Origin of the sequence: Roseibium sp., from assembly GCF_965216085.1 — a bacterium.
GTDB lineage: Bacteria > Pseudomonadota > Alphaproteobacteria > Rhizobiales > Stappiaceae > Roseibium.
On record NZ_OZ244138.1, the window covers coordinates 5,762,520 to 5,783,829 of the forward strand.

The 21,310-nt window shown below is 55.5% G+C and carries 26 protein-coding genes; 11 read left to right on the top strand and 15 right to left on the bottom strand.

All coding sequences use genetic code 11. From position 1 onward, the window contains the following. Nucleotides 1-7: 7 nt before the first annotated feature. From ACOOFE_RS26840 to ACOOFE_RS26860, 5 genes are read right to left on the bottom strand one after another with little or no spacing between them, the layout of a single operon-like run. Complete coding sequence (locus tag ACOOFE_RS26840) at nucleotides 8-1,000, bottom strand: MDR family oxidoreductase (RefSeq protein WP_420412844.1); 993 nt, start codon at nucleotides 998-1,000, stop codon at nucleotides 8-10. 14 nt (nucleotides 1,001-1,014) lie between these two features. Then, on the bottom strand, nucleotides 1,015-2,649 hold the full coding sequence (locus ACOOFE_RS26845; RefSeq protein ID WP_420412845.1) for an acyl-CoA synthetase: 1,635 nt from the start codon (nucleotides 2,647-2,649) through the stop codon (nucleotides 1,015-1,017). Between the two features lies 1 nt (nucleotide 2,650). After that, entirely contained in the window at nucleotides 2,651-3,772 is a 1,122-nt protein-coding gene (locus ACOOFE_RS26850; protein ID WP_420412846.1) for a dimethylsulfoniopropionate demethylase, read from the bottom strand. Nucleotides 3,773-3,783: 11 nt separating this feature from the next. Beyond that, a complete protein-coding gene (locus ACOOFE_RS26855) occupies nucleotides 3,784-4,410 on the bottom strand; it encodes a DUF1326 domain-containing protein (RefSeq protein WP_209010913.1) in 627 nt (208 codons plus the stop codon). Nucleotides 4,411-4,422: 12 nt separating this feature from the next. After that, on the bottom strand, nucleotides 4,423-5,211 hold the full coding sequence (locus ACOOFE_RS26860; protein ID WP_420412847.1) for a DUF2182 domain-containing protein: 789 nt from the start codon (nucleotides 5,209-5,211) through the stop codon (nucleotides 4,423-4,425). Nucleotides 5,212-5,378: 167 nt separating this feature from the next. Here ACOOFE_RS26860 and ACOOFE_RS26865 point away from each other — a divergent pair, with 167 nt between their 5' ends. Next, nucleotides 5,379-6,104 (top strand): FadR/GntR family transcriptional regulator, encoded by a 726-nt coding sequence (locus tag ACOOFE_RS26865; RefSeq protein WP_420412848.1) that lies wholly within the window; start codon nucleotides 5,379-5,381, stop codon nucleotides 6,102-6,104. Nucleotides 6,105-6,188: 84 nt separating this feature from the next. Beyond that, on the top strand, nucleotides 6,189-6,557 hold the full coding sequence (locus tag ACOOFE_RS26870) for a thiol-disulfide oxidoreductase DCC family protein (protein WP_420412849.1): 369 nt from the start codon (nucleotides 6,189-6,191) through the stop codon (nucleotides 6,555-6,557). 9 nt (nucleotides 6,558-6,566) lie between these two features. Here the strand turns inward: ACOOFE_RS26870 and ACOOFE_RS26875 are convergent, their stop codons facing one another. Both ACOOFE_RS26875 and ACOOFE_RS26880 read right to left on the bottom strand, forming a co-directional pair. Then, nucleotides 6,567-7,157 carry a glutathione peroxidase gene (locus tag ACOOFE_RS26875; protein WP_420412850.1) on the bottom strand — a complete coding sequence of 197 codons (591 nt, stop codon included), beginning with the start codon at nucleotides 7,155-7,157 and terminating at the stop codon, nucleotides 6,567-6,569. A 264-nt stretch (nucleotides 7,158-7,421) separates the two neighbouring features. Continuing rightward, entirely contained in the window at nucleotides 7,422-8,135 is a 714-nt protein-coding gene (locus ACOOFE_RS26880; RefSeq protein WP_420412851.1) for a DUF3299 domain-containing protein, read from the bottom strand. A gap of 109 nt (nucleotides 8,136-8,244) precedes the next feature. On the opposite strand from ACOOFE_RS26880, the gene ACOOFE_RS26885 reads away from it, so the two are divergent. The 3 genes from ACOOFE_RS26885 to ACOOFE_RS26895 all read left to right on the top strand — a co-directional run bounded on the left by ACOOFE_RS26885 (nucleotide 8,245) and on the right by ACOOFE_RS26895 (nucleotide 10,095). Continuing rightward, nucleotides 8,245-9,069, top strand: coding sequence for a methyltransferase domain-containing protein (locus tag ACOOFE_RS26885; RefSeq protein WP_420412852.1), 825 nt, complete (start codon nucleotides 8,245-8,247; stop codon nucleotides 9,067-9,069). Between the two features lie 84 nt (nucleotides 9,070-9,153). Further along, a complete protein-coding gene (locus tag ACOOFE_RS26890; protein ID WP_420412853.1) occupies nucleotides 9,154-9,795 on the top strand; it encodes a septation protein A in 642 nt (213 codons plus the stop codon). Nucleotides 9,796-9,942: 147 nt separating this feature from the next. Further along, nucleotides 9,943-10,095: a GDCCVxC domain-containing (seleno)protein gene (locus ACOOFE_RS26895; RefSeq protein WP_420415645.1), complete on the top strand. Its 153-nt coding sequence runs from the start codon at nucleotides 9,943-9,945 to the stop codon at nucleotides 10,093-10,095. Between the two features lie 7 nt (nucleotides 10,096-10,102). Here ACOOFE_RS26895 and ACOOFE_RS26900 read toward each other — a convergent pair whose 3' ends face one another. Further along, a complete protein-coding gene (locus ACOOFE_RS26900) occupies nucleotides 10,103-10,528 on the bottom strand; it encodes a hypothetical protein (RefSeq protein WP_141184288.1) in 426 nt (141 codons plus the stop codon). Between the two features lie 224 nt (nucleotides 10,529-10,752). On the opposite strand from ACOOFE_RS26900, the gene ACOOFE_RS26905 reads away from it, so the two are divergent. After that, on the top strand, nucleotides 10,753-11,205 hold the full coding sequence (locus ACOOFE_RS26905; protein ID WP_420412854.1) for a hypothetical protein: 453 nt from the start codon (nucleotides 10,753-10,755) through the stop codon (nucleotides 11,203-11,205). Nucleotides 11,206-11,218: 13 nt separating this feature from the next. Here the strand turns inward: ACOOFE_RS26905 and rpmF are convergent, their stop codons facing one another. Then, nucleotides 11,219-11,404 (bottom strand): 50S ribosomal protein L32, encoded by a 186-nt coding sequence (gene rpmF / locus ACOOFE_RS26910; RefSeq protein WP_008193743.1) that lies wholly within the window; start codon nucleotides 11,402-11,404, stop codon nucleotides 11,219-11,221. Nucleotides 11,405-11,737: 333 nt separating this feature from the next. Here rpmF and ACOOFE_RS26915 point away from each other — a divergent pair, with 333 nt between their 5' ends. Beyond that, nucleotides 11,738-12,478: a hypothetical protein gene (locus ACOOFE_RS26915; protein WP_420412855.1), complete on the top strand. Its 741-nt coding sequence runs from the start codon at nucleotides 11,738-11,740 to the stop codon at nucleotides 12,476-12,478. Here ACOOFE_RS26915 and mtgA read toward each other — a convergent pair. Both mtgA and ACOOFE_RS26925 read right to left on the bottom strand, forming a co-directional pair. After that, nucleotides 12,475-13,194 carry a monofunctional biosynthetic peptidoglycan transglycosylase gene (mtgA, locus tag ACOOFE_RS26920; RefSeq protein WP_420412856.1) on the bottom strand — a complete coding sequence of 240 codons (720 nt, stop codon included), beginning with the start codon at nucleotides 13,192-13,194 and terminating at the stop codon, nucleotides 12,475-12,477. The genes ACOOFE_RS26915 and mtgA overlap by 4 nt on opposite strands. Further along, on the bottom strand, nucleotides 13,181-14,401 hold the full coding sequence (locus tag ACOOFE_RS26925; protein ID WP_420412857.1) for a class I SAM-dependent methyltransferase: 1,221 nt from the start codon (nucleotides 14,399-14,401) through the stop codon (nucleotides 13,181-13,183). The genes mtgA and ACOOFE_RS26925 overlap by 14 nt, the downstream gene beginning before the upstream one ends. A gap of 145 nt (nucleotides 14,402-14,546) precedes the next feature. On the opposite strand from ACOOFE_RS26925, the gene ACOOFE_RS26930 reads away from it, so the two are divergent. Continuing rightward, entirely contained in the window at nucleotides 14,547-15,452 is a 906-nt protein-coding gene (locus ACOOFE_RS26930; protein WP_420412858.1) for a polyprenyl synthetase family protein, read from the top strand. A 95-nt stretch (nucleotides 15,453-15,547) separates the two neighbouring features. Here ACOOFE_RS26930 and ACOOFE_RS26935 read toward each other — a convergent pair whose 3' ends face one another. The 4 genes from ACOOFE_RS26935 to ACOOFE_RS26950 all read right to left on the bottom strand — a co-directional run bounded on the left by ACOOFE_RS26935 (nucleotide 15,548) and on the right by ACOOFE_RS26950 (nucleotide 19,427). Next, the gene (locus ACOOFE_RS26935) at nucleotides 15,548-16,471 is read right to left on the bottom strand and encodes a prephenate/arogenate dehydrogenase family protein (RefSeq protein WP_420412859.1); all 924 of its coding nucleotides are present in this window, start codon (nucleotides 16,469-16,471) and stop codon (nucleotides 15,548-15,550) included. A 17-nt stretch (nucleotides 16,472-16,488) separates the two neighbouring features. Continuing rightward, nucleotides 16,489-17,631 (bottom strand): histidinol-phosphate transaminase, encoded by a 1,143-nt coding sequence (gene hisC / locus ACOOFE_RS26940; protein WP_420412860.1) that lies wholly within the window; start codon nucleotides 17,629-17,631, stop codon nucleotides 16,489-16,491. Beyond that, nucleotides 17,628-18,500, bottom strand: a complete 873-nt coding sequence (locus tag ACOOFE_RS26945) for a chorismate mutase (RefSeq protein WP_420412861.1) — start codon at nucleotides 18,498-18,500, stop codon at nucleotides 17,628-17,630. Before ACOOFE_RS26945 ends, hisC begins: the two co-directional genes overlap by 4 nt. 84 nt (nucleotides 18,501-18,584) lie before the next feature. Continuing rightward, complete coding sequence (locus ACOOFE_RS26950) at nucleotides 18,585-19,427, bottom strand: class I SAM-dependent methyltransferase (RefSeq protein ID WP_420412862.1); 843 nt, start codon at nucleotides 19,425-19,427, stop codon at nucleotides 18,585-18,587. Between the two features lie 86 nt (nucleotides 19,428-19,513). Here ACOOFE_RS26950 and gloB point away from each other — a divergent pair, with 86 nt between their 5' ends. The 3 genes from gloB (at nucleotide 19,514) to ACOOFE_RS26965 (ending at nucleotide 21,187) form a co-directional block, all read left to right on the top strand. Further along, nucleotides 19,514-20,296: a hydroxyacylglutathione hydrolase gene (gloB, locus tag ACOOFE_RS26955; protein WP_420412863.1), complete on the top strand. Its 783-nt coding sequence runs from the start codon at nucleotides 19,514-19,516 to the stop codon at nucleotides 20,294-20,296. 139 nt (nucleotides 20,297-20,435) lie between these two features. Further along, complete coding sequence (locus ACOOFE_RS26960) at nucleotides 20,436-20,654, top strand: hypothetical protein (protein ID WP_420412864.1); 219 nt, start codon at nucleotides 20,436-20,438, stop codon at nucleotides 20,652-20,654. Nucleotides 20,655-20,743: 89 nt separating this feature from the next. Further along, nucleotides 20,744-21,187, top strand: coding sequence for a cupin domain-containing protein (locus tag ACOOFE_RS26965; protein WP_420412865.1), 444 nt, complete (start codon nucleotides 20,744-20,746; stop codon nucleotides 21,185-21,187). Nucleotides 21,188-21,310 lie beyond the last annotated feature (123 nt).

Consider the following 21,310-nt stretch of genomic DNA (forward strand, 5'->3'; position numbering starts at 1 on the left):
ATATTTTTTAAGCGTTTACGTCAACGACGACGCGGCCCTTGACCTGACCTTTTAGGATGTCCTTGCCGAGACCCGGAAGATCTTCCAGGGTTGCCGGCTGGATCATGCCGTGCAGCTTGTCGAGCGGCAGATCCTTGGCGATCCGCTGCCAGGCGCGGACACGGTCGTCGTAAGGGCGCATGACGCTGTCGATACCCAGCAGGTTGACGCCGCGCAGGATGAACGGAATGACGCTGGCCGGAAGATTTGCCCCACCAGCAAGGCCAATGGTGGCAACGGAACAACCGTATTTCATCTGACCCAGGATGCGGGCGAGCATTTCGCCGCCAACGGCATCAATCGCGCCGGCCCAGACCTCTTTCTCCAATGGACGCTTGATGGTTTCGGCAACATCATCCCGCGGGACGATGGCGCTTGCGCCGAGGGATTTCAGGTAGTCCCAGGTGCTTTCGCGGCCGGTGACTGCATGGACTTCATAGCCGAGGTTTGCAAGAATCGCGACGGCGACAGAGCCAACGCCGCCCGCTGCGCCCGTGACCAGAACCGGCCCGTTTTCCGGTTTCAGGCCATGGTCTTCCAGTGCCATGACGGCAAGCATCGCTGTGAAACCGGCGGTGCCGACCGCCATTGCATCGCGGGTGGTGAGGCCATCCGGCAACGGCACCAGCCATTCGCCCTTGACGCTGGCCTTTTGGGCATAGCCGCCCCACCAGACTTCTCCGACGCGCCAGCCGGTCAAAACGACCTTGTCGCCCGGTTTGTACCATTCGTCAGAAGACTCTTCGACAGTGCCGGCAAAATCGATGCCCGGAACATGCGGATAGTCCTTGACGAGACCGCCACCTGGCCCGACACAGAGACCGTCCTTGTAGTTCAGCGTTGAATACTCAACGGCGACGGTGACATTGCCGTCCGGCAGCTGGTTCTCGTCGATTTCCTTGACGGCGGCGCTGGTTTTGCCTTCGTCGTTCTTGTCGACCACAAGGGCTTTGAAAGTCATGTGAAATTTCCTCGTTATACGGTTTCACTGGCGAGTGTCCGGGCCTCTTGCCGCAGGACAAATTTCTGGATCTTGCCGGTCGCCGTCTTCGGCAACTCGGTGAAGACGATTTTCTTAGGCCGTTTGAAGCCAGCCATGTTTTCCCGGCAGAAGGCGATCAGGCTGTCTTCGGTCTCTGGGCTGCCGTCTTTAAGTTCAACAAAGGCGCAGGGGACTTCACCCCATTTTTCGTCCGGCAGGGCAACTACAGCTGCGAGGACTACATCCGGATGACGATGCAAGACCCCTTCGACCTCGACGGACGAGATGTTTTCGCCGCCGGAGATGATCACATCTTTCAAGCGGTCGCGGATCTGCACATAGCCATTTTCATGTCGCACGGCGGCATCGCCGGATTTGAAATGGCCGCCGGAAAAGGCCTCGTCGGTCGCGTCCCGGTTCTTGTAGTAGCCTTTCATGACTGTGTTTCCGCGAATGACGATCTCGCCCTGCGTTTCGCCGTCCCAAGGAACCGGTTCACCGGTCTCGCGATCAAAGACATCGACGCTTTCGGTCATCGGGAAGCCAACGCCCTGCCAGGATTGCAGTTCCGCCTGTTCGTCAGCGGACAGGTTGTCCCATTCTTCGCGCCATAGGCACTGGGCAACATGGCCATAGGTTTCGGTGAGGCCATAGACCTGCATCACCTCAAAGCCGAGCGCCTTGGTGGCGGCGAGAACCGTTGCTGGCGGCGGGGCGCCGGCAGTCATGATTTTCACCGGACCTGGTAACGGTTTGCGATCCTCTTCCGCTGTATTGACTAACATGGAGAGTACAATCGGTGCGCCACCCAAATGGCTGACCCCATGTTCATCGATCAGGTCAAAGACCGCCTTTCCGGTCACTTGCCGGATACAGATGATGGTCCCTGCCATTAGTGTCATGGTCCAGGAATGGCACCAACCGTTGCAGTGGAACATCGGCACGGAATAAAGATAGACCGGATTGCGCGGCAGCTCCCACGCGATCGGCGTCCCCATCGCCATGAGATATGCACCGCGATGGTGATAGACCACGCCTTTGGGCCGCCCGGATGTGCCGGATGTGTAGTTCAGCGCAAGCGCTTGCCATTCATCGGCCGGGCCTTGCCACGGAAACTCTGGATCGCCGCTACCGACCAGATTTTCAAACATCTCGTCGCCGATCGCGTCCCCCCCGGGCCCGTCAGGATCGGCAATGTTGATGACGGGAAGAACCTTGCTGTTGATTTCAAATGCTTTTGAAATCACCCCGGAAAACGCCGTATCGGCGATTACCAATTTGGCGTCGCTGTGATCGAGAATATAGGCGATGGTTTCCGGTTCTAGCCGGGTGTTGATGGTGTTCAGCACTGCGCCGGTCAACGGCACGGCGTAGTGCAGCTCAAACAGTTCCGGGGTGTTGGCGGCCATGACCGACACCGAATCGCCAAGCCCAATACCCTTTTGTTTCAAGCTGGACGCAATGCGCTGGACACGATCCTTTACGTCTGACCACGTGTACCGCCGCTCGTTATAGACGACGGCGAGCCGGTCTGGAAACAGCGCGGCTGTACGCTCTAGAAATGACAACGGCGACAGAGGCACATGATTTGCTGTTTGTGGCGGTAGGGCGTCGTAGTGATCGCGCATATCAGTCGTCCTGATTTGAGAACGGCGTTTCCCAAACGGTCGCGGACCGTATTCCGTCCGGCGTTTCAACTTGAACTTTGGTACCGTCGTCCCAATGAGTCATGCGTACCATGCCGATGGCAACATTTGTCCGGAAATCCGGTGAATAGGCAGCTGAACTGATGGTTCCGACTTTACGCCCGCCACCAATGATGGGCCAGAGCTCGTCACAAGACGGAACGGGGTCCCCATCGATGGCAAGGCTGCGGATTTGCCGAACCGGGCCTTCCACTGCAACACGCAGCAAAGCGTCCCGGCCAACACAGCCGATCGCTTTTTGGGTCTGACAGAATTTGCCCAAACCGCATTCATGGGGTGTGTTGTTGCGGGTCATGTCATTGCCATAGGACAACAACTGACTTTCAATCCGTTCAATTAGGTTTGGGCAACCGGCCCGGATGTTCATCTCCTCACCGGCGTCCATGAAAGCGTCCCAGATCGGTTCGCCCCATTTGGTTCCATCGACATATAGCTCAAAGCCACCCTGTTTGGAGTAACCAGAGCGGGCGAGAACCATCCGTTGGCCTTCAAACTCGACGTAGTCATAGTGGAAGAAACGGATGGACCGGATGCGCTCGCCGAAAACCTTGGCGACCAGGTCTTCCGCTTTTGGGCCCTGAATTGCCAACGGCGAGACATCTGGCTCGTCGACATCAACCTCCAGACGGAAGGCATGAGCAAGACCCTTGATCCAGAACAGTAGGTCGCTGTCCGCGACCGAGACCCAGTATTTGTCATCGGCCAGTTTGGTCGTGACGGGGTCGTTGAGCATGCCGCCTGTCTCGTCGACCATGGGTGTGTAGTAACATCGGCCCGGTGTCATCTCCGATAGGTCCCTGGGCGTCAGCATTTGCGCCAGACGCCCGGCGTCCGGTCCCCACAATTCAACCTGGCGTTCACAAGACACATCCCAAAGCTGGACGTGATCTTTCAAATGCCGGTAGTCCTCTTCCACCGACTGAAAGACAGTCGGAAGAAGCATATGATTGTAGACGGTGTAGGCTTTTACACCGGCTTCGTGCACACGGCGGGAAAACGGAGTTTTGCGCGTGCGCCGGGAGACAGACAGAGACGGGACCTGCATGTCAGCTCTCCTTATGCGGCCTGTTCGGCCGCTGGACCAGACCAGTCGATCTGGCAGATTTCCGCGCTGCGGCCGTCGAAATCCCAGACCCGGCCATAAGCGCGGACACGGCCCTGTGTCGCGGTTGCAACGGTGATGTCGGAGCCCATCCAGTATTCGGTGTTCTTCACCACGATGTCTTCGTCCGGATCGGACCCGCCGACAGGCACAACCTCGCCCTTGATCGCCTTGCCGACGATCAGACGGCGCTTTTTACCTTCGTTTTCGTAGGATACTGGTGCGCGTTCCGCGCCGAGGAATTCGCTGACCAGAACCTTGAAGAGGCCGGTTGTGCCCTTGGCCTGACCGGAGAAGATCTTCAGAAGACCGTCATAGGCAGCATCGGAAGCTCGATCGTCGATGTATGCGGCGGCTTTCCAGTTGCCACGCGCCATCAAGCCCGGGATTTCAAGTACCAGACCGACGTTCAGGCCAGATAGGTCCTCGCCCATATAGTGGCCTTCGTCGATGCGCACACCGGCCCACGCCTGACAGTAGCCTTCAGTCGGTGCGTGTTTGCCGAGCGACACCACGCAAGGGCAAAAAACGGTGCAGTTACAGTTGAGGATCAATTCCCCGCGGATGGCCCATCCGGTCATTTCTCTCTCCATTTATAGGTGTTTTATAAGTTCTGTTGTGAGTGTCAGGATTGCAGCTCCGAGCAGTGCGAAGCCAACGGGAGCGGTGAGATAGCGGCCGAGCTGCGGCAGCTTTTCAAACGTCATCAGCACCATGGCGAGGCCCATGAAGGCGAGGTTCATGGTGCCCGCGACAAAGGCGAGCAGCATCAGGGCCCAGCAGCAGCCGAGGCAGACGGCGCCCAAATGCAGGCCCATGCGGAACGCGCCGGAAAGCCCGTCCTGCCATTTGCCCATGAAGAACATCAGCGGGCTATGGCATTGGTTGAGGCAGGCTTCCTTCAGTTTGCTGAACTGATACGCGCCGGCGAGCGCCAGAAGTGTGGCGGTCAGATAGACTTCAGAGCTGCGGCCGAACGGATCGAGCCAGCCTTGCGTATCCAGTGCGGCCTGAAGCAATGCGGCGGGGATCGAAAAGCCGATCCAGACAAGCAAGTATCCGGAAAGGAGAGCTGCAAAGCCAGACATGCTGGCGCCCTGCGTGTGGGTCAAATCCAGATAAGTTTTCAAGGCAGGGGCAATGGTCGGCGCCATCATCGCCAGCGACATCAGGCTCCACATGGCGATCAGGCCTGAGAGGCTGGTTTCCGCCGCCGGGCGGCACAGCGAGGCAAGGTAATCCAGGCCAACGGCCTGCCAGCCTTGTGGCAGATCCAAATTTGGCTGCATCAGGAACAAGGCTGCCCACGCGCTCAAGACCGCAACAAAAAACGCGATCCAGGCCACTTGGCGCCGGTCAAAAGCATGAAGGGCGATTTGCACCCAATGTCCTCCCAGTTTGTTGTCAAAAAGGCTGCTCGCATTAAATGCAAAAGTCAAATATTTAATTGTCAGACATTTAAAATAATTACATTGACCCTGTTCCTGTACGCGACCTAGTCTTGTAGAAATGTCCGCAATTGGCTCGCGGGGCACAAAAGGAGACACCATTGGCAATCGAATACCAGGCGATCCGCAAGGAGGGGCTGTCGACCCAGATTGCCAATGCGATCCGCAAAGCCATCATGGATGGTGCCCTCAGTGTTGAAGAACGATTGCCGAGCGAAACAGAGCTGGCCGACAGGTTTGGTGTCTCGCGGGCAACGGTACGAGAAGCCATGAAGCGGCTCGCAGCTCAAAACCTGATCCGCTCCGAACGCGGAGCATCCGGTGGGGCCTTCGTCAACCGGATCACCTTTGATGAAGCGCGTGACGATCTGGTCAGTACAACCCGGTTGTTGATCGGTATGAACGACATCCCCTTCGAAGATGCCATCGAAGCGCGTTACCTTCTGGAAGCATCTTGTCTGCCGCTTGCCTGCGAAAACCGCGGCGATGAAGATCTCAACGCGATGTCAGACGAGATTGCTCTCCAAGGCGGCGATCTTTCGGATGAAGATTTCTGCGATTCCGACGTCCGCTTTCATTCTACGATCGCCAAGGCGACCGGAAACCCGCTGCTGATGTTTCAGGTGGCCGGAGCCATTGAAGCAATGCAGCCCTTGATGAATATGTTGGTCTATCGCTTGCGCGACAAGAAACACATTGCCGGTTTGCATGGGCAAATGCAGGCGGCGTTGAAAGAGCAGGATGCAGCGGCCGCCCAGACAATCCTTGATGAGATCGCCGCATATACCCGCCAGCTAGCGGCCCTGCGGCGCAAACCGAAGGACTGACACCTTAGTTTAAAACCCTGCCGCCGTTGATCCATTCATTTGCCTATTTCGTAAACCGATCGGCACCTTATTGGGAGCAACAGGGTGATAACTGTCTACTACGATGGCAAATGCGGCCAGTGTTCAAAAGAAATCAGTTTTTTCAAACGCCGCACGCCAAAACAATCAATCGTGTGGCATGACATTGCCCACGATCCGGACCCGCTGGCTGACACGGGCCTTAGTCAGGCGGATGCGCTGATGTTCATGCATGTGCGTGACGCGGATGGGGTTATGCAGACCCAGGTTGATGCCTTTATCCTGCTTTGGCGGCAATTTGCCGGCTGGTCCTTGCTCAGCCGGTTTGTTGCCCTTCCTGGCGTCTATCATCTGGCCGGTGTTCTTTATCGTTCTTTCGCAAAAGCCCGTTTCAACCGCTATCCGCATTGCCGGGCGAGTCTGGACCAGGCGTGAGCCTGCGAGCTACGTACTCTTATCGGCGGTCAGCTGGTCCAAATGTTTTTCGACCTCGGTGATCACAGCCTTGGAGGTCGGCCTGGCCGGGGTTGCGAACCAGGCGACCAAAGCGCCGTCAGGTCCGATCAGATACTTGTGAAAGTTCCAATTTGGGCGGGCTAGGCTGCCGAGTTCCCGCACGGCCCATTGGTAAAACGGATGGGCAGCCTTGCCGCGCACAGATGTCTTTGCGGTCATCTGGAAGGTTGCACCGTATTTGGCTTCGCAATAGGCGGCGATTTCGCCGTCTTTCCGCGGTTCCTGGCCGCCGAAATCATTGGACGGGACGCCCAGCACCACCAGTCCGCGGTCGGAATATCTTTCGTGAAGTTCCTGCAGTCCAGAGAGCTGGCCGCTGAAACCACAGGCCGTCGCTGTATTGACGACCAGCACAAGCTTGCCTTCAAACTCGTTCATTGGCAGGGACAAACCGTTTGCGAGCTCAAAACTATACTCATGAGCGTTACCGCTCTGAGATGCCGTATCGGCGGCAATGGCATTACCTGTAAGGGCAAGAAAGCCGGTAAGAACTGCGACGGCAGGGGCGAACCGGGGCATCGGCAATCTCCTCAACATGATTTCTTGATTGTCGTACGGCTGATCACCGATCTCAGTTCACCTGACTATGTTAGGCAATGAGTTTTCTGGTACAGTCTGCTGCCAATGGTGCCATAAAACAAATGGCTTTTCGGACTGGGCAATGATCGCTTAGCCAGAAATGAGTTTCTTCCAGTAACTTAAATTGGCGAAAGCACGTTATCACGGCTTACAAGACAAAGATTCAGGCGCCTTCTGGGCCGCTGTTTGCAAATGTCAGATAGCCTAGTTTGGGCGTCTGAACGAGCGAAAACTGCGCTGATCGGCAGAGGAGCCAGTATCATTGATCGGCCGGATCTCGGAGACGTCCATGTCGAAGGCCGCTGTGATTGTCACTTGGCCATCCAGTAAGGTGATCGTCTGACGGGATAGGTTCAGATCGAGCCGGCCGCTTAAAAGAACGGGTTTGTAGAGTTCGGCTTCCGTCCAATCGTCCTGAAGCTTGTAATAGATCGTCTGATTGGGAGGCGGGGCCGGAACATGGCTGCACATGCCATATCCTGAGACCAAATAGCCGTATTGCGCCGATCCATCTGCATCAATAACCGGGATTACATAGCCGGTGATTGCGATATCTTTGCCGACGAGTTCCGGATTGCCCTTAAGCAGTGCTTCTGCCTTTTGTTTGGCAATTGTCTCCCGCTGCGCCAACAGAAAATCCGTTTCGATCCCCGCATCGGCCAGTTTCTGTTCTTCTTGCTGAAGGCGGGTTGCAGCCTTGGACCGGTCATTATCATTGAGATCGCCACGTTCAAGCAGTTTTCGTAGACGGTAGACCGCGGCGATCGATCGAAGGTCCGTGAGGAAAAGCGCTTCGAAAGGGTCTTCGAAGCGGGCGGCTGCCGGGTCTTTCAGGTCAATCCAATCAATTGGTGTCACCGCCGCTGCTGGAAAAGCGGTAAGCACCGACATCAAAAGGATCAGTCCAAGTCTCATCATCCCTGTATTCTATCCGGGTCACTATGGACTCGCCAATCACATAATGAGTGTTGCAACTGCAATTAAGGATTGCGAAACTTATACAAACACTTCAATTCTCAGAGGGCTCATGAAATACTTCGCACACGCTTACCAAAACGCGGATGCCTCCTCCGATGCCGAGTTGGACGAGATGCGAAACCTCCTTGGTATCATGGCCGCGCATCCGGATTTTCAGGCGTACAAGAGAATTTCCTATGACGCCCTTGACCTGAAACCGGATGCCAAGGTTGCCGATGTTGCCTGCGGTCTGGGATTTGATCTGCCGTACCTTAAAGACCGTGTCCCTGAGGGGACCGTGACAGGGTTTGACCTCAGCGAGAAATTTCTTGCCGCGGCAGAGGCCCGGATAAATGCGGTGTATGGCAGGGCCGATCCATCGATCCTCTTTAAACAAAGCGATATCCGGACCATCGACAGCAAGCCGGGTGTGTTCGATGCCGTCCGCGTCGATCGCTCTCTTCAGCATGTATCCAGCCAGGAAACAGCAATATCGGAAATGCTGCGGATCTTAAGACCGGGCGGGATACTCTGCGCTGCTGAACCGGATTGGGGCAGTTTTGTCATAGGATCCAGCTACCCGGAGATCGCCGATAAGGTTGTCAGTGCTTATGCTCAGGCCCTGATCAATCCACGGATCGGCCGGGATTTGATCGATTTGATTGGTTCGCAGACCGCTCTAACCCATCACAGTGTTCATCCGCTTTTGCTGAAAACACTGCCTGATGCCAGCCGGATTTTTGTTCTTGAGGACATTACCGCCCGGTGCCAAGAGGCGGGCACAATCACCTCAGACGAGAAGATTGAATTTTGGCAGGATCTTGAGGAGCGCGATGCTTCTGGCCGGTGTTTTGCGCTTCTGAACATTCATCTTGTCGCTGGGCGCAAACCCTGATTTCCCGCGTTCTTGACCTCTTGAGGCTTGACCCGGCCGCCCCCATGTCCCTATGTCCGGACATCGACATGCCGGAGAGCTTAGATGGAATTTGAACGCGCCCCGAACGACCCGACCCGCAAGGAGCTGTCACCGCTGCTAAAACTGGCGCTGGAGCTTGGGCCACTGGCCGTCTTTTTCCTGTTCAATTCCCGGGGCGAACAGATCGCTGCAAGTTTTCCGGTTCTGCAAATGATCGGCGAACCGATCTTTCTGGCGACAGCTGCCTTCATGGTGGCAATCACCGTTTCGCTGGTCGCCTCGCTGTACCTCACCAAACGTTTGCCGATCATGCCACTGGTCTCCGGCGTGGTGGTGCTGGTCTTTGGCGCTCTGACCCTCTGGCTGCACGATGAGCTCTTCATCAAGCTGAAGCCGACCATCGTCAACTGCCTGTTCGGTGCCATTCTTCTGGGCGGCCTTTTGTTCGGCAAATCCCTGCTGGGTTACGTCTTCGACAGTGCTTTCAAGCTGACCGATGAAGGCTGGCGGAAACTCACCTTCCGCTGGGGGCTGTTCTTCTTTGTGCTGGCGGCGATCAACGAGGTCGTCTGGCGCAGTTTTTCGACGGATTTCTGGGTCAGCTTCAAGGTTTTTGGTGTCATGCCAATCACCCTGATCTTCACGCTCACACAGTTGCCGCTCATTCAAAAATACGCGATTGTTGAGGATGAAGAGGGCGCTTGAGCTAGTTTCACGTGGTAGGATCTGATCTTCCCATCAGCCTTGAGAAGTTTTTCAAGGGCTGGATCAGCGTGTTTCTGCCCCTTGGACAAGCCAGACCGCCAATCGACAATCACGTGCCCCGAATGCGGGGACTCGCGATTGGAAACAATGCCTGAGAATGTGTGCCATTGGTATTATGAATGCACAGCTTGCGGCGTTCTTCTGAAACCAAAATCTGGCGACTGTTGTGTCTTTTGTTCATATGGAACAACACCCTGCCCACCCATTCAGGCAGAGAATGCCTGCTGTTTAAACCTTTAGTCGATCTTTAGTGCATTTCACCATGATGGCCGAAAGCAACGTCGCGGCGGGCGCCGGTGATGGAGATGGAAAAGCCCGCAATCACGTCGATCAGTGCGATCACCATCAAAATGAAAAAGACGGATGTGGCCGCTTGTGGAACGATCAGGAATTCCACCAGGAAGGCGACGAACACCAGCACGGACAGCATGTGATCGACAACGGCCGCTTTGCCAATCCGCGTGGCTTTCAGGATTTCGATGAACAGGAAGAACAGCCCGGCCGTGATCAGGAGATCGCTGGCGAGCAATTGGAACGTGGTACCCGACGCCATTCCGATTGAAAACACCGGATTTGACCAAAAACCTGGATCAGCAGCGCCGGAGGTAAAGGCAAAGCCGTTGTAAATCAAAAGAGCGAACAGCGTGAACGGCAGTGCTGACAATAGGCGCATTAAATGGCTCCTAGAATGAGTTTTGAAGACCGCTTCGTTACCTCTAGCAAACTCCAAAGGCCTTCGGCTAGGAAAGTCTCCTTCGAAATCCATGGTCAGCCCAAGCGTGAGCCACTTCAGTCCTTTTAGTGAAATGAGCAGCGGTTTAGAGCGTGTCGCACTTAATCGGGTTCATTTGACCGTGATGGACGCGGCAACTGCCCAAAAGTCATGCGAAGGCGCACGTGCAGGACCCGATAGGCTTGGCCACATGCCCAGTCGTCATCCCGGGCGCAGCGCAAGCGGAGACCCGGGAACCACTCGTTTGCAGAGCCGTCGGAAAATGCACGGTTTCTGCGGCAAGTGGCTATGCGAGTGGATCCCGGCTCGCAGGCCGGGACGACAGCCAGTGGAAGATCTGCCAGCCCATATCTTGGAAAGGAGCGGGCGGCCGGTGCCGTGACAACACCTATGCGAATCTCCTACCCGCACCAGGAGCGATGGCCATGCACACGGACAGAGGCGAGATGAACCGGCGCCAGTTCAACCGGATGCAACGGCTTGAGCTTGGGGATGATGGAACAAGTCAGAAAGATCAAAAGAAAAAGGCCGGCCTGTCGGAACAAGGCCAGCCTCAATCTTGTTTTGCCATACGGCGATCCTGCCAGATCAAGTCATGCTTTCTAGGCAAAGCCTGAAAGCACACAAGTCTTAGGCGTCGTCCTTAGCGGACAGGATCTGACGGCCCCGGTACATGCCAGTCTTCAGATCAACGTGATGCGGACGGCGAAGTTCGCCCGAATCCTTGTCTTCGACATATGTCGGCTGCTTCAGGGCGTCCGAAGAACGGCGAAAACCGCGCTTCATGCGCGAGGTTTTTCTCTTTGGAACGGCCATTTTGTTTTTCTCCGTGGTCCATAACCATGCGGCCCGGACCGGGTAAGCCCGGGGCGTGGCTGCACGCAGGTGTTCGAATGCGCGGCGTTATACAGGCAACGCCAACGTTTTGCCACCCCATTGATGAAATTTTCTTTTGCCGCTTTGATCGAAGCATATTGTGATCAACACGAAAAGAGATCAAAGCACATAGGATCTATCTCACTTCAACTAACGATAAGCTATAGATTGCACATCTAGCTTGACGGTTTTGCCGAAGCAAAACACTATCCTTATTTGAAAAGCAACCGGTCTTCAGGCCAAAAAATTTTGTACGCGACACGGTTTATTCAGATGGATAAAGAGCTTGAACTTCCTAATTTTATTATTCGTAAAGTTGAGCAGATCTGCCAGTCAATTGACGATAATGGATATATGTTTGTTCCAACTCCGACGCCCACTTTTATTTCTACCCAAGAAAAGCCCCCAAAATACGGTACCGACTTTCTGAATCAATTTAATTCAAAAAGGTCAATTGACGGTTTAAAGACGTTTTGGGCAATAACAAAACAGTTTATTGAAACAATCGAATCAAAGAATCAAAATATAACTGGTGTCAGCTCAAAGCTAATTCATGAAGAAATTTCTGAATTTATTGAAAAGTTTGGTGATACTTATAAAGATGCGAACTTTGAGAAACATGTAAATCTACATGCGGAGCTTCAACCATTAATTGATTTAAAAGCAGTAGTATCCGTCTACAAGCCAGAGGAAGAATGGAGACAGGGAGACAACATACCAGCACTTCCCCTGAGCAGGGAGCAATATGATACCCTCCAGGCCAGTTTGGACATCGCATTAAAAGCAAAAACTATTCCGAATTGGTCGAATCAAATAATTGTACAGCTACGTGGCGTAAAAGCCGTATTAGAAGAACTGGCCCCCCTCGTAGAACCGGTATCAAAACCTCTGATGAACGCTTGGAACGCAGCGATTGACGGGCTAATGCGGGCTTTGAAGATGATTAAAATAGAAACGAGTTCTGACGACCAAAATTCACAACAGCGTAAATCATCTGGAAACGAAACTCCTTAATTCAGAACGCACTCAAAAATGGGTCCGGCGCCGCGGACTCTGGCGATGTTTTTTGACGATAGCCGCCGGTGTCCTGCAGACGGGTTTGCCGGATTTCGGCCGCGCGGATTGGGCAAAGCAGTGGCCAGGCGGGCGGCTTGTGTCTGGCTTAGCCCCTTTGCCGGTTTGCCGAACCAGGCATGGGCGGCGGCTTCCGCGCCAAAGATGCCCTCGCCCCATTCGGCGATGTTCAGATAAATTTCCAAAATGCGTTTTTTGGTCAAGACGGCATCCAACATCAAGGCAAGCGGAATTTCCATGCCTTTGCGGATGTAGGACCGGCCGCTCCATAAAAAGAGGTTTTTGGCTGTTTGCATGGTGATCGTGCTGGCCCCGCGCGGTCGCTCGCCGTCCCTCAAGGCTTCCACCTGGTTTTTCAGCGCGCCCCAATCCACACCATGGTTGACGCAAAATCCGCCATCTTCAGATGCGATCACCGCTTTGATCAGATTGGGAGAGATGTCTTCAAGTGGCACCCATTGCCGGTCCACCCAAAGAAACTGCACATACCGGGCGAGCATCAATGTGCTGACCGGAGGGACCACGGAATACATCACAGTGAGCACCGGCGGCAAAAGGATGAGGATCACACCGAGCTGAATTATCCGTCTGCGGACGGTTTTCCAGGAAAACCATCCGGACGTTCCCTTGCGTGTCTTGGCCTCAGCCCGTGCCATTCATTTCCCGTTCATTGTCGACGATGAAGTCCCGGATGACCGGTACGGCATCGCGTTCCTTGGACAGAAGAAGCTGCATAACCATGTTTGATCCATGCAGGAAGCCCAACTCGGCTGCGCAGAGATAAAACTCCCACATCCGGCAAAAGCGTTCATCATAAAGATCCGCAGCTTCCTGCCACTTCTCTAGAAACCGGATGCGCCAATCCCGGCAGGTATAATAGTAGTGCAAGCGCAGGATTTCTGCGTCGCAGACCCATAACCCAAGCCGTTCGGTGGATGCAAAGACTTCTGACAAGGCCGGTACATAGCCGCCGGGGAAAATGTATTTGCGAAAGAAGGGGCCAGTTGTTCCCGGAGGTGTCATGCGGCCGATTGAATGGATCACCGCAAATCCGGTGTCGGTCAGGCATTCCCGGACTTTCATGAAGTATTCGTCCTGATGGCCGATGCCAACATGCTCCATCATGCCGACAGATATCACTCTGTCGAATTGGCCTTTGAACTCGCGGTAGTCTTTCAGGACGAAGGTCACCTTGTCTTCGACCCCTGCTGCACGCACTCGTTCTTCCGCGATTTTCACTTGCTCCGGCGAGACATTGAGGGACGTCACTTTGGCACCTGCTTGGGCCATACGGATGGCGAGCGATCCCCAGCCTCCGCCAATTTCCAAAACCTCCATGCTGGGTTTGAGATCCAATTTGGCAACCAAGTGGGTCAGTTTGGCGTCTTGTGCCTCTTCCAGGCTGTCCTCAGGTGTTTTGTAGTAGGCACAGCTGTAGTTCAGCCCGTCGTCCAGGAACAATCGGTAAAGGTCAGTCGATAGATCATAGTGATGCCGCGCCTGCTTTTTGGCCCGGTCGACGCTGTTGGCTTGTTGCCGCCGCCGGAAGGCCTTCCAACCCTTGCGCAGCAGACCCTGAACCGGGTGGGCGCCAAGCGGGGCACGATTGATGGAAAACAAAAACAAGAAATCATAGCAGGTGGCGCCCTCTTCCATAGTCAGGGTCCCGTCCATATAGGCTTCGCCTGCTGCAAGTTCCGGGTTGAGAAACAGCGATCTATAAAGCTTCTTGTCGTGCAACCTGATCGTCACTGTTGGTCCGTTTTCACCGGATCCGAATTCGTGAAGCCCACTGTTCACATCATAGACCCGCATGCGGCCATTCTTGATGAAGGTACGGAGTAAGCTGGACAACAATTTCATACGTCAAATCTCCAGGAGAATGAGGCCTGGCGGCCAAAGAAAAGCAAAAGCGGACAAATTCCAAAGACAAGCCTTGACGATACAGCGAATTGGCTTCAGGGAAACCCCAAGTGTGAAGACTGTGAACTCGGCCTTGGAGCCTCGTGTGACATTTGACCTTAAAACCCATCTGGCAAATCAAGCCGGACGTGTGGAAACGGCCCTGGACACTCTGCTGCAAGAGGCGGTCAGCGACGGAGAGATTTCCAGACCGCAGCGCTTGATTGCCGCCATGCGCCACGGTGCGCTCAACGGCGGCAAGCGGCTCCGGCCTATACTGGTTATGGAAACCGCAAAGCTCTTTGGCCGGTCGGACGACGGTGTTGTTCACGCCGCGTCGGCACTGGAACTCATTCACTGCTATTCGCTGGTTCATGACGATCTTCCAGCCATGGATGATGACGATCTGCGCCGCGGCCAGCCGACCGTGCATAAGGCTTTTGACGAAGCGGCGGCCATTCTGGCCGGCGATGCGTTACTGACGCTCGCATTCGACGTCATCACAGAGGATGACATCCACCCAGATGCGGAGCTGCGCTTGCGCCTTGCCCGTGAATTGTCGCGCGCAGCCGGGATCGGCGGCATGGCTGGTGGCCAGATGCTGGATCTGGAATCGGAGCATCGGGAGCGCTCTGAAACTGAAATTCGGCATCTGCAATCGATGAAGACCGGAGCCCTGCTCCGCTATGCCTGCCGCGCCGGCGCCATTTTGGGGAACGCACCGGAGGACGATGTCGCACGGTTGACCCGGTTCGGTGAAATCATTGGCCTCGCGTTCCAGTTGGCAGATGATCTTCTGGATGTGGAAGCCAGTCCGGAAGTCATGGGCAAGGCGACTGGTAAGGACGCGGAAGCCGGCAAAGCAACGCTCGTTGGCCTGATGGGCATTGAGAAGACGCGTGCGGAATTGCAGGCTTTGCTCAATGAAGCGCATTCACTGCTGGAAGCTTATGGCGATAGGGCGGCCCTATTGCATTCGTTGGCAGATTATGTGGTCAACCGGGACAGTTAAGTCGAGGTGCTAGCCTTCCCGGTCAAATGATGCGTAAACCGAGATCCACGTCTCACGACGACGGGAAAAGCGCAGTAGCCCCGCGCAAAGCGTGCCTAATCGCCCGCGTGTCGGCCGAAGTCCGGGGCGTCGGTTTCCTGACCTGCCTCGATGATCGAACGGCGGATGCTGCGGGTTCGTTCAAACATCTCAAACAGCTTGTCACCATCGCCCCAGCGGATCGCGCGCTGAAGGGCCGACAGGTCTTCTGAGAACCTCGACAGCATCTCCAGGATCGCCTCTTTATTGTTGAGGCACACGTCCCGCCACATGGTCGGGTCGGATGCGGCCAGCCGGGTGAAATCGCGGAAACCGGAGGCAGAATATTTGATCACTTCGGATTTGGTGACTGCTTCCAGATCATCGGCGGTGCCGACGATGTTGTAAGCAATCACATGCGGCAGGTGAGAAACGATGGCCAGCACCAGGTCGTGATGTTTGGGATCCATCTGATCCACATCGGACCCGCAGCCCTGCCAAAACGTTTTCAGTTTTTCCAGAGCATCCGGGTCTGTTCCTTCCGGCGGTGTCAAAATACACCAGCGCTGGTCGAACAGTGTCGGAAAGCCGGCATCTGGGCCGGACTGTTCAGTACCAGCGATCGGATGGCCAGGAATAAAGTGCACGCCTTCCGGCACATGCGGGCCGATCTGCTCCACTACAGAGCCTTTGGTGGAGCCTGCATCTGTCAGGATCGCACCTTTTTTCAAAGCCGGCGCAATCCATTTAGCGACAGCCTCATTGGCACCGACCGGCACACATAAGATGACAAGATCAGCGCCCTCGACCGCAACCGCCGCATCGAGTGAATAGCTATCGCCGAGACCAAGTTCTTCTGCACGCCGAAGCGTTTCTTCCGACCGGGTCGAGATCGCAATTTCTTTCACAAGGCCACGCTGGCGCGCAACTTGGGCAAGAGATGACCCGATCAGGCCAATGCCGATCAGGGCCATACGCTCAAAAATGGGGGCGTCTGTCATAAGGTCAGTTTTTACCGTCAGGCTTGCGCCAGGAAGTCTTTGAGGTGGGCGACCACAGTCCGGTTTGCTTCTTCGCTGCCGATGGTCATACGGATTGCATTCGGCAATCCATAATTCCCCACCATCCGCAACACGCAGCCGCGTTCCAAAAGATAGGCATCGGCATCGGCCGCCCGCTTTCCGTCTTCATCGGGGAAGTGGACCAGAACGAAGTTGCCGACGCTCGGCGTGACTGTCAGGCCGAGTTTTTCCAGTTCTTCTGTAACCCAAGGCAGCCATTTCTCATTGTGCTCGACAGAATCGGCGACAAATGTCCGGTCGCGGACCGCGGCCGCTCCGGCTGCAATTGCAACACCGGACATATTGAACGGACCGCGAATCCGGTTCATGGCGTCAATGATATGAGCCGGGCCAAAACCCCAGCCAATGCGCAGATTGGCAAGGCCATAAATCTTTGAGAACGTGCGGGTCATGACCACGTTTTCAGTGGTTGCCGCAAGTTCAATACCGCTTTCATAGTCGTTGCGGCGGACATATTCGCCGTAAGCTGCATCCAGAACCAGGAGCACATTTGACGGCAGGCCTTCGTGCAGACGTTTGACCTCCGCGAATGGCAGATACGTGCCCGTCGGGTTGTTCGGATTGGCCAGGAAAACCATTTTGGTTTTTGGAGTCACCCGTTCCAGGATCGCATCGACATCGGTGGTCAGGTCCTTTTCGGGTGCAACAACAGGTGTCGCGCCGGCGCCGCGGATCGCAATCTCATAGACCAGAAAACCATGTTCGCAGTAGATCGCCTCATCGCCTGGGCCAAGATAGGTATTGGCCAGCATGCTGAGGATTTCATCTGATCCGGCGCCGCAGATGATCCGGTCCGGGTTGAGGCCGTAGACTTCGCCGATGGCGTCACGCAATTCAGACGCACTGCCGTCCGGATAAAGTTCCAATGCCCCGGTCACGGTGCTGAGCGCGGCTGAAACAGCCTGGCTGGTGCCAAGCGGTGTTTCGTTGGACGAGAGTTTGTGAAGCGTTTTACCGTTCGATCCTTTGGACTTGCCCGGAACATAAGGCGCAATGTCCAAGACGCCCTGTTTCGGCTGCGGACGGGTTTCGGCACCTGCCGGATTTGCTTCATTCACTGCAATCGTCATGTCATTCATCCCAAGTCCCCGTTTTCTGCGGGGTCAAACACATCTTCCGGATCACTGCCGCCATCAATCGGTGCGGCATAGCCGCCAATACATCTCAAGACATCCGGCGCGGCACCCGCTTCAAGGCAGGCCGCCAGGACAGCGTCTTCGGGCAAGTCTCCCGATACGGCCAACAGCGCATCCACCCCGTTGGCTGACCGGTAGAAACTCAAAACCTCGATCCCTTGGTCCATCAATCTGCCTGGCAAACGGTCGGACCACCGCGCGTCATAAACCGCAATGTCCGGCTTGTCGATCATACTGTCGGACTTTGCCAGCACCAGAGCTGGTAAATCGGCAGGCCGTTCCTCCATCACCACGAACGGCAGACGTGCGCGGATTTGTGCGCCGCTGTCGCTTAACCCGCGCCACCAGGGCAAATCTGTCCGGTCACTTAAAGCCACCAGGCCGATGTCGGACGCAGAATCCGTAACAGCTCCCGCAACATCCGCCGCATCGCTTCCCGGGACCAACTCAACGGAAAAACCGAAATAATAACGGGCAAGGTCCAGCATACCGACAAGATCGGCGGTGCCATCCAGATGAACGGCATTTTCTTTTGACAGTCCGGATCCAGCAGACAGGATCGACCGCCAGACCGCTTCCATGGTGGTCAACGGCAGATCGCTATGATGGCGCTCGGCCAGGTGCCGCATCACTTCGGCATCCCGATCCGGATCAAAGACCTTCTCAACCAAACCGGCTTCGGACTGCAACGCGCGTAATTGCTCAGCTGCTTGATTGCGCTCCAGAACCGCTTCGTGAATCCGGGCGTCAATATCGTCTATGCGGGCACGGGCAGTTTCCCTTGATGCGCCGCTGTCCGGGCTCGGGGGCATGAAAACTTCCTCAGGATCGACCAACTGCGGCCGATAGTCATAGGCATCCGGCCGCCCAAAGGCAAAAGAAAACGAAAGTGTCTTTTAGCTGATATCTGATTGTGTCCGTCGCACCGGCTTCAGCCCGGTTGCCGCACCATCTGGAATGAACACCGGACGCAAAACTCCAAGCCGGCTTTTTTTTCCATCTGCGGGCAAACTGCGGAAGACGACTTTTTCCGCTTCCATAATCAAGATACCGGCAAATGCCGGCCAGAACCGGTGACCCAGTGCTTCCCAGGTCCGTGCCGCCCTTTGGATGCCAATCGAGCGCGATGGCGGCATGAACAAGGCTTCAGAATCGCCCGTGACATTGAATTGGCAGTTTTTCAAAAGCTCTTTGAGCTGGCGGCCAGAATACGGCCGGCCGTAGCCGAAGGGTGAGAGTTCCGAACGCGCCCAAAGGCCGCGCCGGTTGGGCACAACCGCGATCAAACGCCCGCCTGGGGCCAGAACCCGCCAGGCTTCTCGCAACATGGCAGATGGATCGGAACAATGATCCAGCGCGTGCACCAGCATGATCCGGTCGAAGGTTGCATCGTGAAACGGCAGTGCGCCGTCTTCGATTAGGGCGCAGGCGTTGTCTTTTTCCCGCGGCCAGTGAATGGCGCCTTGCGGTGCCGGCATGGCGGCGACCAGCCGGTCGGCGGAACCAAGATATGACCGCATGAATGGCCCGGCATAGCCGATCCCTAAGAGGCTCTGGCCCTTTATGTCCGGCCACATGCGCTCCACTGGCGCGCCGATCAAACCCCGCAGCAACTGGCCCAGTGGTAAATCATAAAAGGCACGCAGATGAACAACGTCGAGATACATATAGTCCGCCCGAAGGATAAACGCGCCGCGATTGAACAGTGATCCGCGCCATAGCGCAAGACTTCTGATCAAGGTTCCCGTCCGCCTTCCACTCTTGCTCAGCGGTTCGGTCTTTGCCACTGTGCAGCGAAACCAAATCTTCGGCCAAGGAGCCCTCCATGTCCCTCAGCGGCACCACAGAAATCCATCAATTCACGTGTTTGGATGACAACTTCGGTGTTTTGATTCACGAGACCGGCAGCGGTACAACGATCGCAGTCGATGTGCCCGATGCTGCTGCCTATGAGGCCGCTTTGGCGGAAACCGGTTGGAATCTGACCCATATCCTGATCACCCATCATCATTGGGACCATGTGCAAGGATTGGGCAAGCTCAAAACCCAAACAGGAGCGACCGTCATCGGGCCCGAGCGGTCGCGGCAAAAAATCTCCGAATTGGACAAGACAGTCGAGGACGGAGACGATGTTCTGTGCGGGCCCTATGAAGTCAAGGCGCTTGCCACACCCGGGCATACGCTCGATCAGATCTCCTGGTACATTCCCTCGATTAAAGTGGCGCATACTGGTGATACTTTGTTTGCGCTCGGTTGCGGCCGGGTGTTTGAAGGCGACAAGGAGATGATGTGGGCTTCACTCGCAAAGCTCCTGCGTCACCTGCCGGACGACACCACGATCTACTGTGGCCATGAATATACCGAGGCCAATGCCAAATTCGCTCTGACAATTGAACCGGAGAATGCCGCACTTCAGGCCCGTGCGAAAACTGTGTCCGGCCTCCGGGCCAGCGGGAAGCCGACACTGCCGACGACAATGGCTGAAGAAAAGGCCACCAATCCGTTCCTGCGCGCTGGTGAAGCCTCTGTTGCCGCTGCGCTGGGCATGACAGGGCAACCGGCTGAAGCGGTTTTTGCTGAAATACGCACCAGAAAAGACAGTGCCTAAAACGCGTGCATTGGTGCAATGACGTGTTTTGCAAACACATTTTTTGGCGGTTCCATCAAGATTCTTTGAGCGGACCGCTAAAAACCACAAAGACTTGCCCCCATATCACATCTGTTGTGAACCTGTAGGGGCAGAAACCATGACGATTGACCGGTCTTTAGACCATTCCGGACGGACTCCGGAGCAGCGCGCCCAGGATGTGGTGCAGAGAATTGCCAGCCAGGCCGAACCCATTCCGCTCACTCAGGGCGGTGGCCACAAACTCGACATGCAAGTGCTTTACGCCGAAGTCGTTGCCGCTTTACGCGAAACAGTTGACGATCTAGCTTTTTGTACCAACACAAAACCCAACCACTAATCTCATCTCAAACTTGGCAGAATTATCCCACACGGATTGGAAACACCTGATATCAAGGTGTTCCAATCGCCTTCAATTGCAGGATAGTCATGCCGGTTGATCCTTCTCTTTCTGCCGACCAAATCGTTGATCTCTTGGACATGCAGCCGCATCCGGAGGGCGGGTTTTACGCGGAAACTTTCCGGGACGACGTAACGGACGCCAATGGCCGGGCGGCTTCGACGCTGATCTATTTTCTGCTGCCGGAAGGGGTTTTGTCGCGCTGGCATAAAGTCGATGCGGTCGAGACTTGGCATTTTTATGCTGGCAGCCCGCTGGAACTATCCATCAGTACAGACGGCCAAACAAAAGAGATCCTCACCCTTGGCACAGATCTTCTGGCCGGAGAACGCCCGCAAGGCATTGTGCCGCGTGATGGCTGGCAACAAGCCCGATCCCTCGGCGCCTGGACCCTCGTCGGCTGCACTGTTGCTCCAGGCTTTCAGTTCGAAGGGTTTGAAATGGCCCCGGAAGGTTGGGAGCCGGGGCTGTGAACTGCTCTTGGCGTCATAAACTCATTGCTTTGAGGATGGCAGAGCCTTTGCCACATTCACGTCGTCATTACCCGGCTTGACCGGGAAATCCATGCCGTGGTGGTGCCGCAAACAGGGCCGTGC

Coding starts and splice junctions, on each gene's coding strand:
- ACOOFE_RS26875 (WP_420412850.1), bottom strand. CDS start 7,157: ATGCCCCGGTTCGCCCCTGCCGTCGCAGTTCTTACCGGCTTTCTTGCC.
- ACOOFE_RS26885 (WP_420412852.1), top strand. CDS start 8,245: ATGAAATACTTCGCACACGCTTACCAAAACGCGGATGCCTCCTCCGAT.
- hisC (WP_420412860.1), bottom strand. CDS start 17,631: ATGAATGACATGACGATTGCAGTGAATGAAGCAAATCCGGCAGGTGCC.
- ACOOFE_RS26960 (WP_420412864.1), top strand. CDS start 20,436: ATGACGATTGACCGGTCTTTAGACCATTCCGGACGGACTCCGGAGCAG.
- ACOOFE_RS26965 (WP_420412865.1), top strand. CDS start 20,744: ATGCCGGTTGATCCTTCTCTTTCTGCCGACCAAATCGTTGATCTCTTG.
- ACOOFE_RS26925 (WP_420412857.1), bottom strand. CDS start 14,401: ATGAAATTGTTGTCCAGCTTACTCCGTACCTTCATCAAGAATGGCCGC.
- gloB (WP_420412863.1), top strand. CDS start 19,514: ATGTCCCTCAGCGGCACCACAGAAATCCATCAATTCACGTGTTTGGAT.
- ACOOFE_RS26945 (WP_420412861.1), bottom strand. CDS start 18,500: ATGCCCCCGAGCCCGGACAGCGGCGCATCAAGGGAAACTGCCCGTGCC.
- rpmF (WP_008193743.1), bottom strand. CDS start 11,404: ATGGCCGTTCCAAAGAGAAAAACCTCGCGCATGAAGCGCGGTTTTCGC.
- ACOOFE_RS26935 (WP_420412859.1), bottom strand. CDS start 16,471: ATGACAGACGCCCCCATTTTTGAGCGTATGGCCCTGATCGGCATTGGC.
- ACOOFE_RS26880 (WP_420412851.1), bottom strand. CDS start 8,135: ATGATGAGACTTGGACTGATCCTTTTGATGTCGGTGCTTACCGCTTTT.
- ACOOFE_RS26900 (WP_141184288.1), bottom strand. CDS start 10,528: ATGCGCCTATTGTCAGCACTGCCGTTCACGCTGTTCGCTCTTTTGATT.
- ACOOFE_RS26840 (WP_420412844.1), bottom strand. CDS start 1,000: ATGACTTTCAAAGCCCTTGTGGTCGACAAGAACGACGAAGGCAAAACC.
- mtgA (WP_420412856.1), bottom strand. CDS start 13,194: ATGGCACGGGCTGAGGCCAAGACACGCAAGGGAACGTCCGGATGGTTT.
- ACOOFE_RS26850 (WP_420412846.1), bottom strand. CDS start 3,772: ATGCAGGTCCCGTCTCTGTCTGTCTCCCGGCGCACGCGCAAAACTCCG.
- ACOOFE_RS26915 (WP_420412855.1), top strand. CDS start 11,738: ATGGATAAAGAGCTTGAACTTCCTAATTTTATTATTCGTAAAGTTGAG.
- ACOOFE_RS26895 (WP_420415645.1), top strand. CDS start 9,943: ATGCCTGAGAATGTGTGCCATTGGTATTATGAATGCACAGCTTGCGGC.
- ACOOFE_RS26845 (WP_420412845.1), bottom strand. CDS start 2,649: ATGCGCGATCACTACGACGCCCTACCGCCACAAACAGCAAATCATGTG.
- ACOOFE_RS26855 (WP_209010913.1), bottom strand. CDS start 4,410: ATGACCGGATGGGCCATCCGCGGGGAATTGATCCTCAACTGTAACTGC.
- ACOOFE_RS26890 (WP_420412853.1), top strand. CDS start 9,154: ATGGAATTTGAACGCGCCCCGAACGACCCGACCCGCAAGGAGCTGTCA.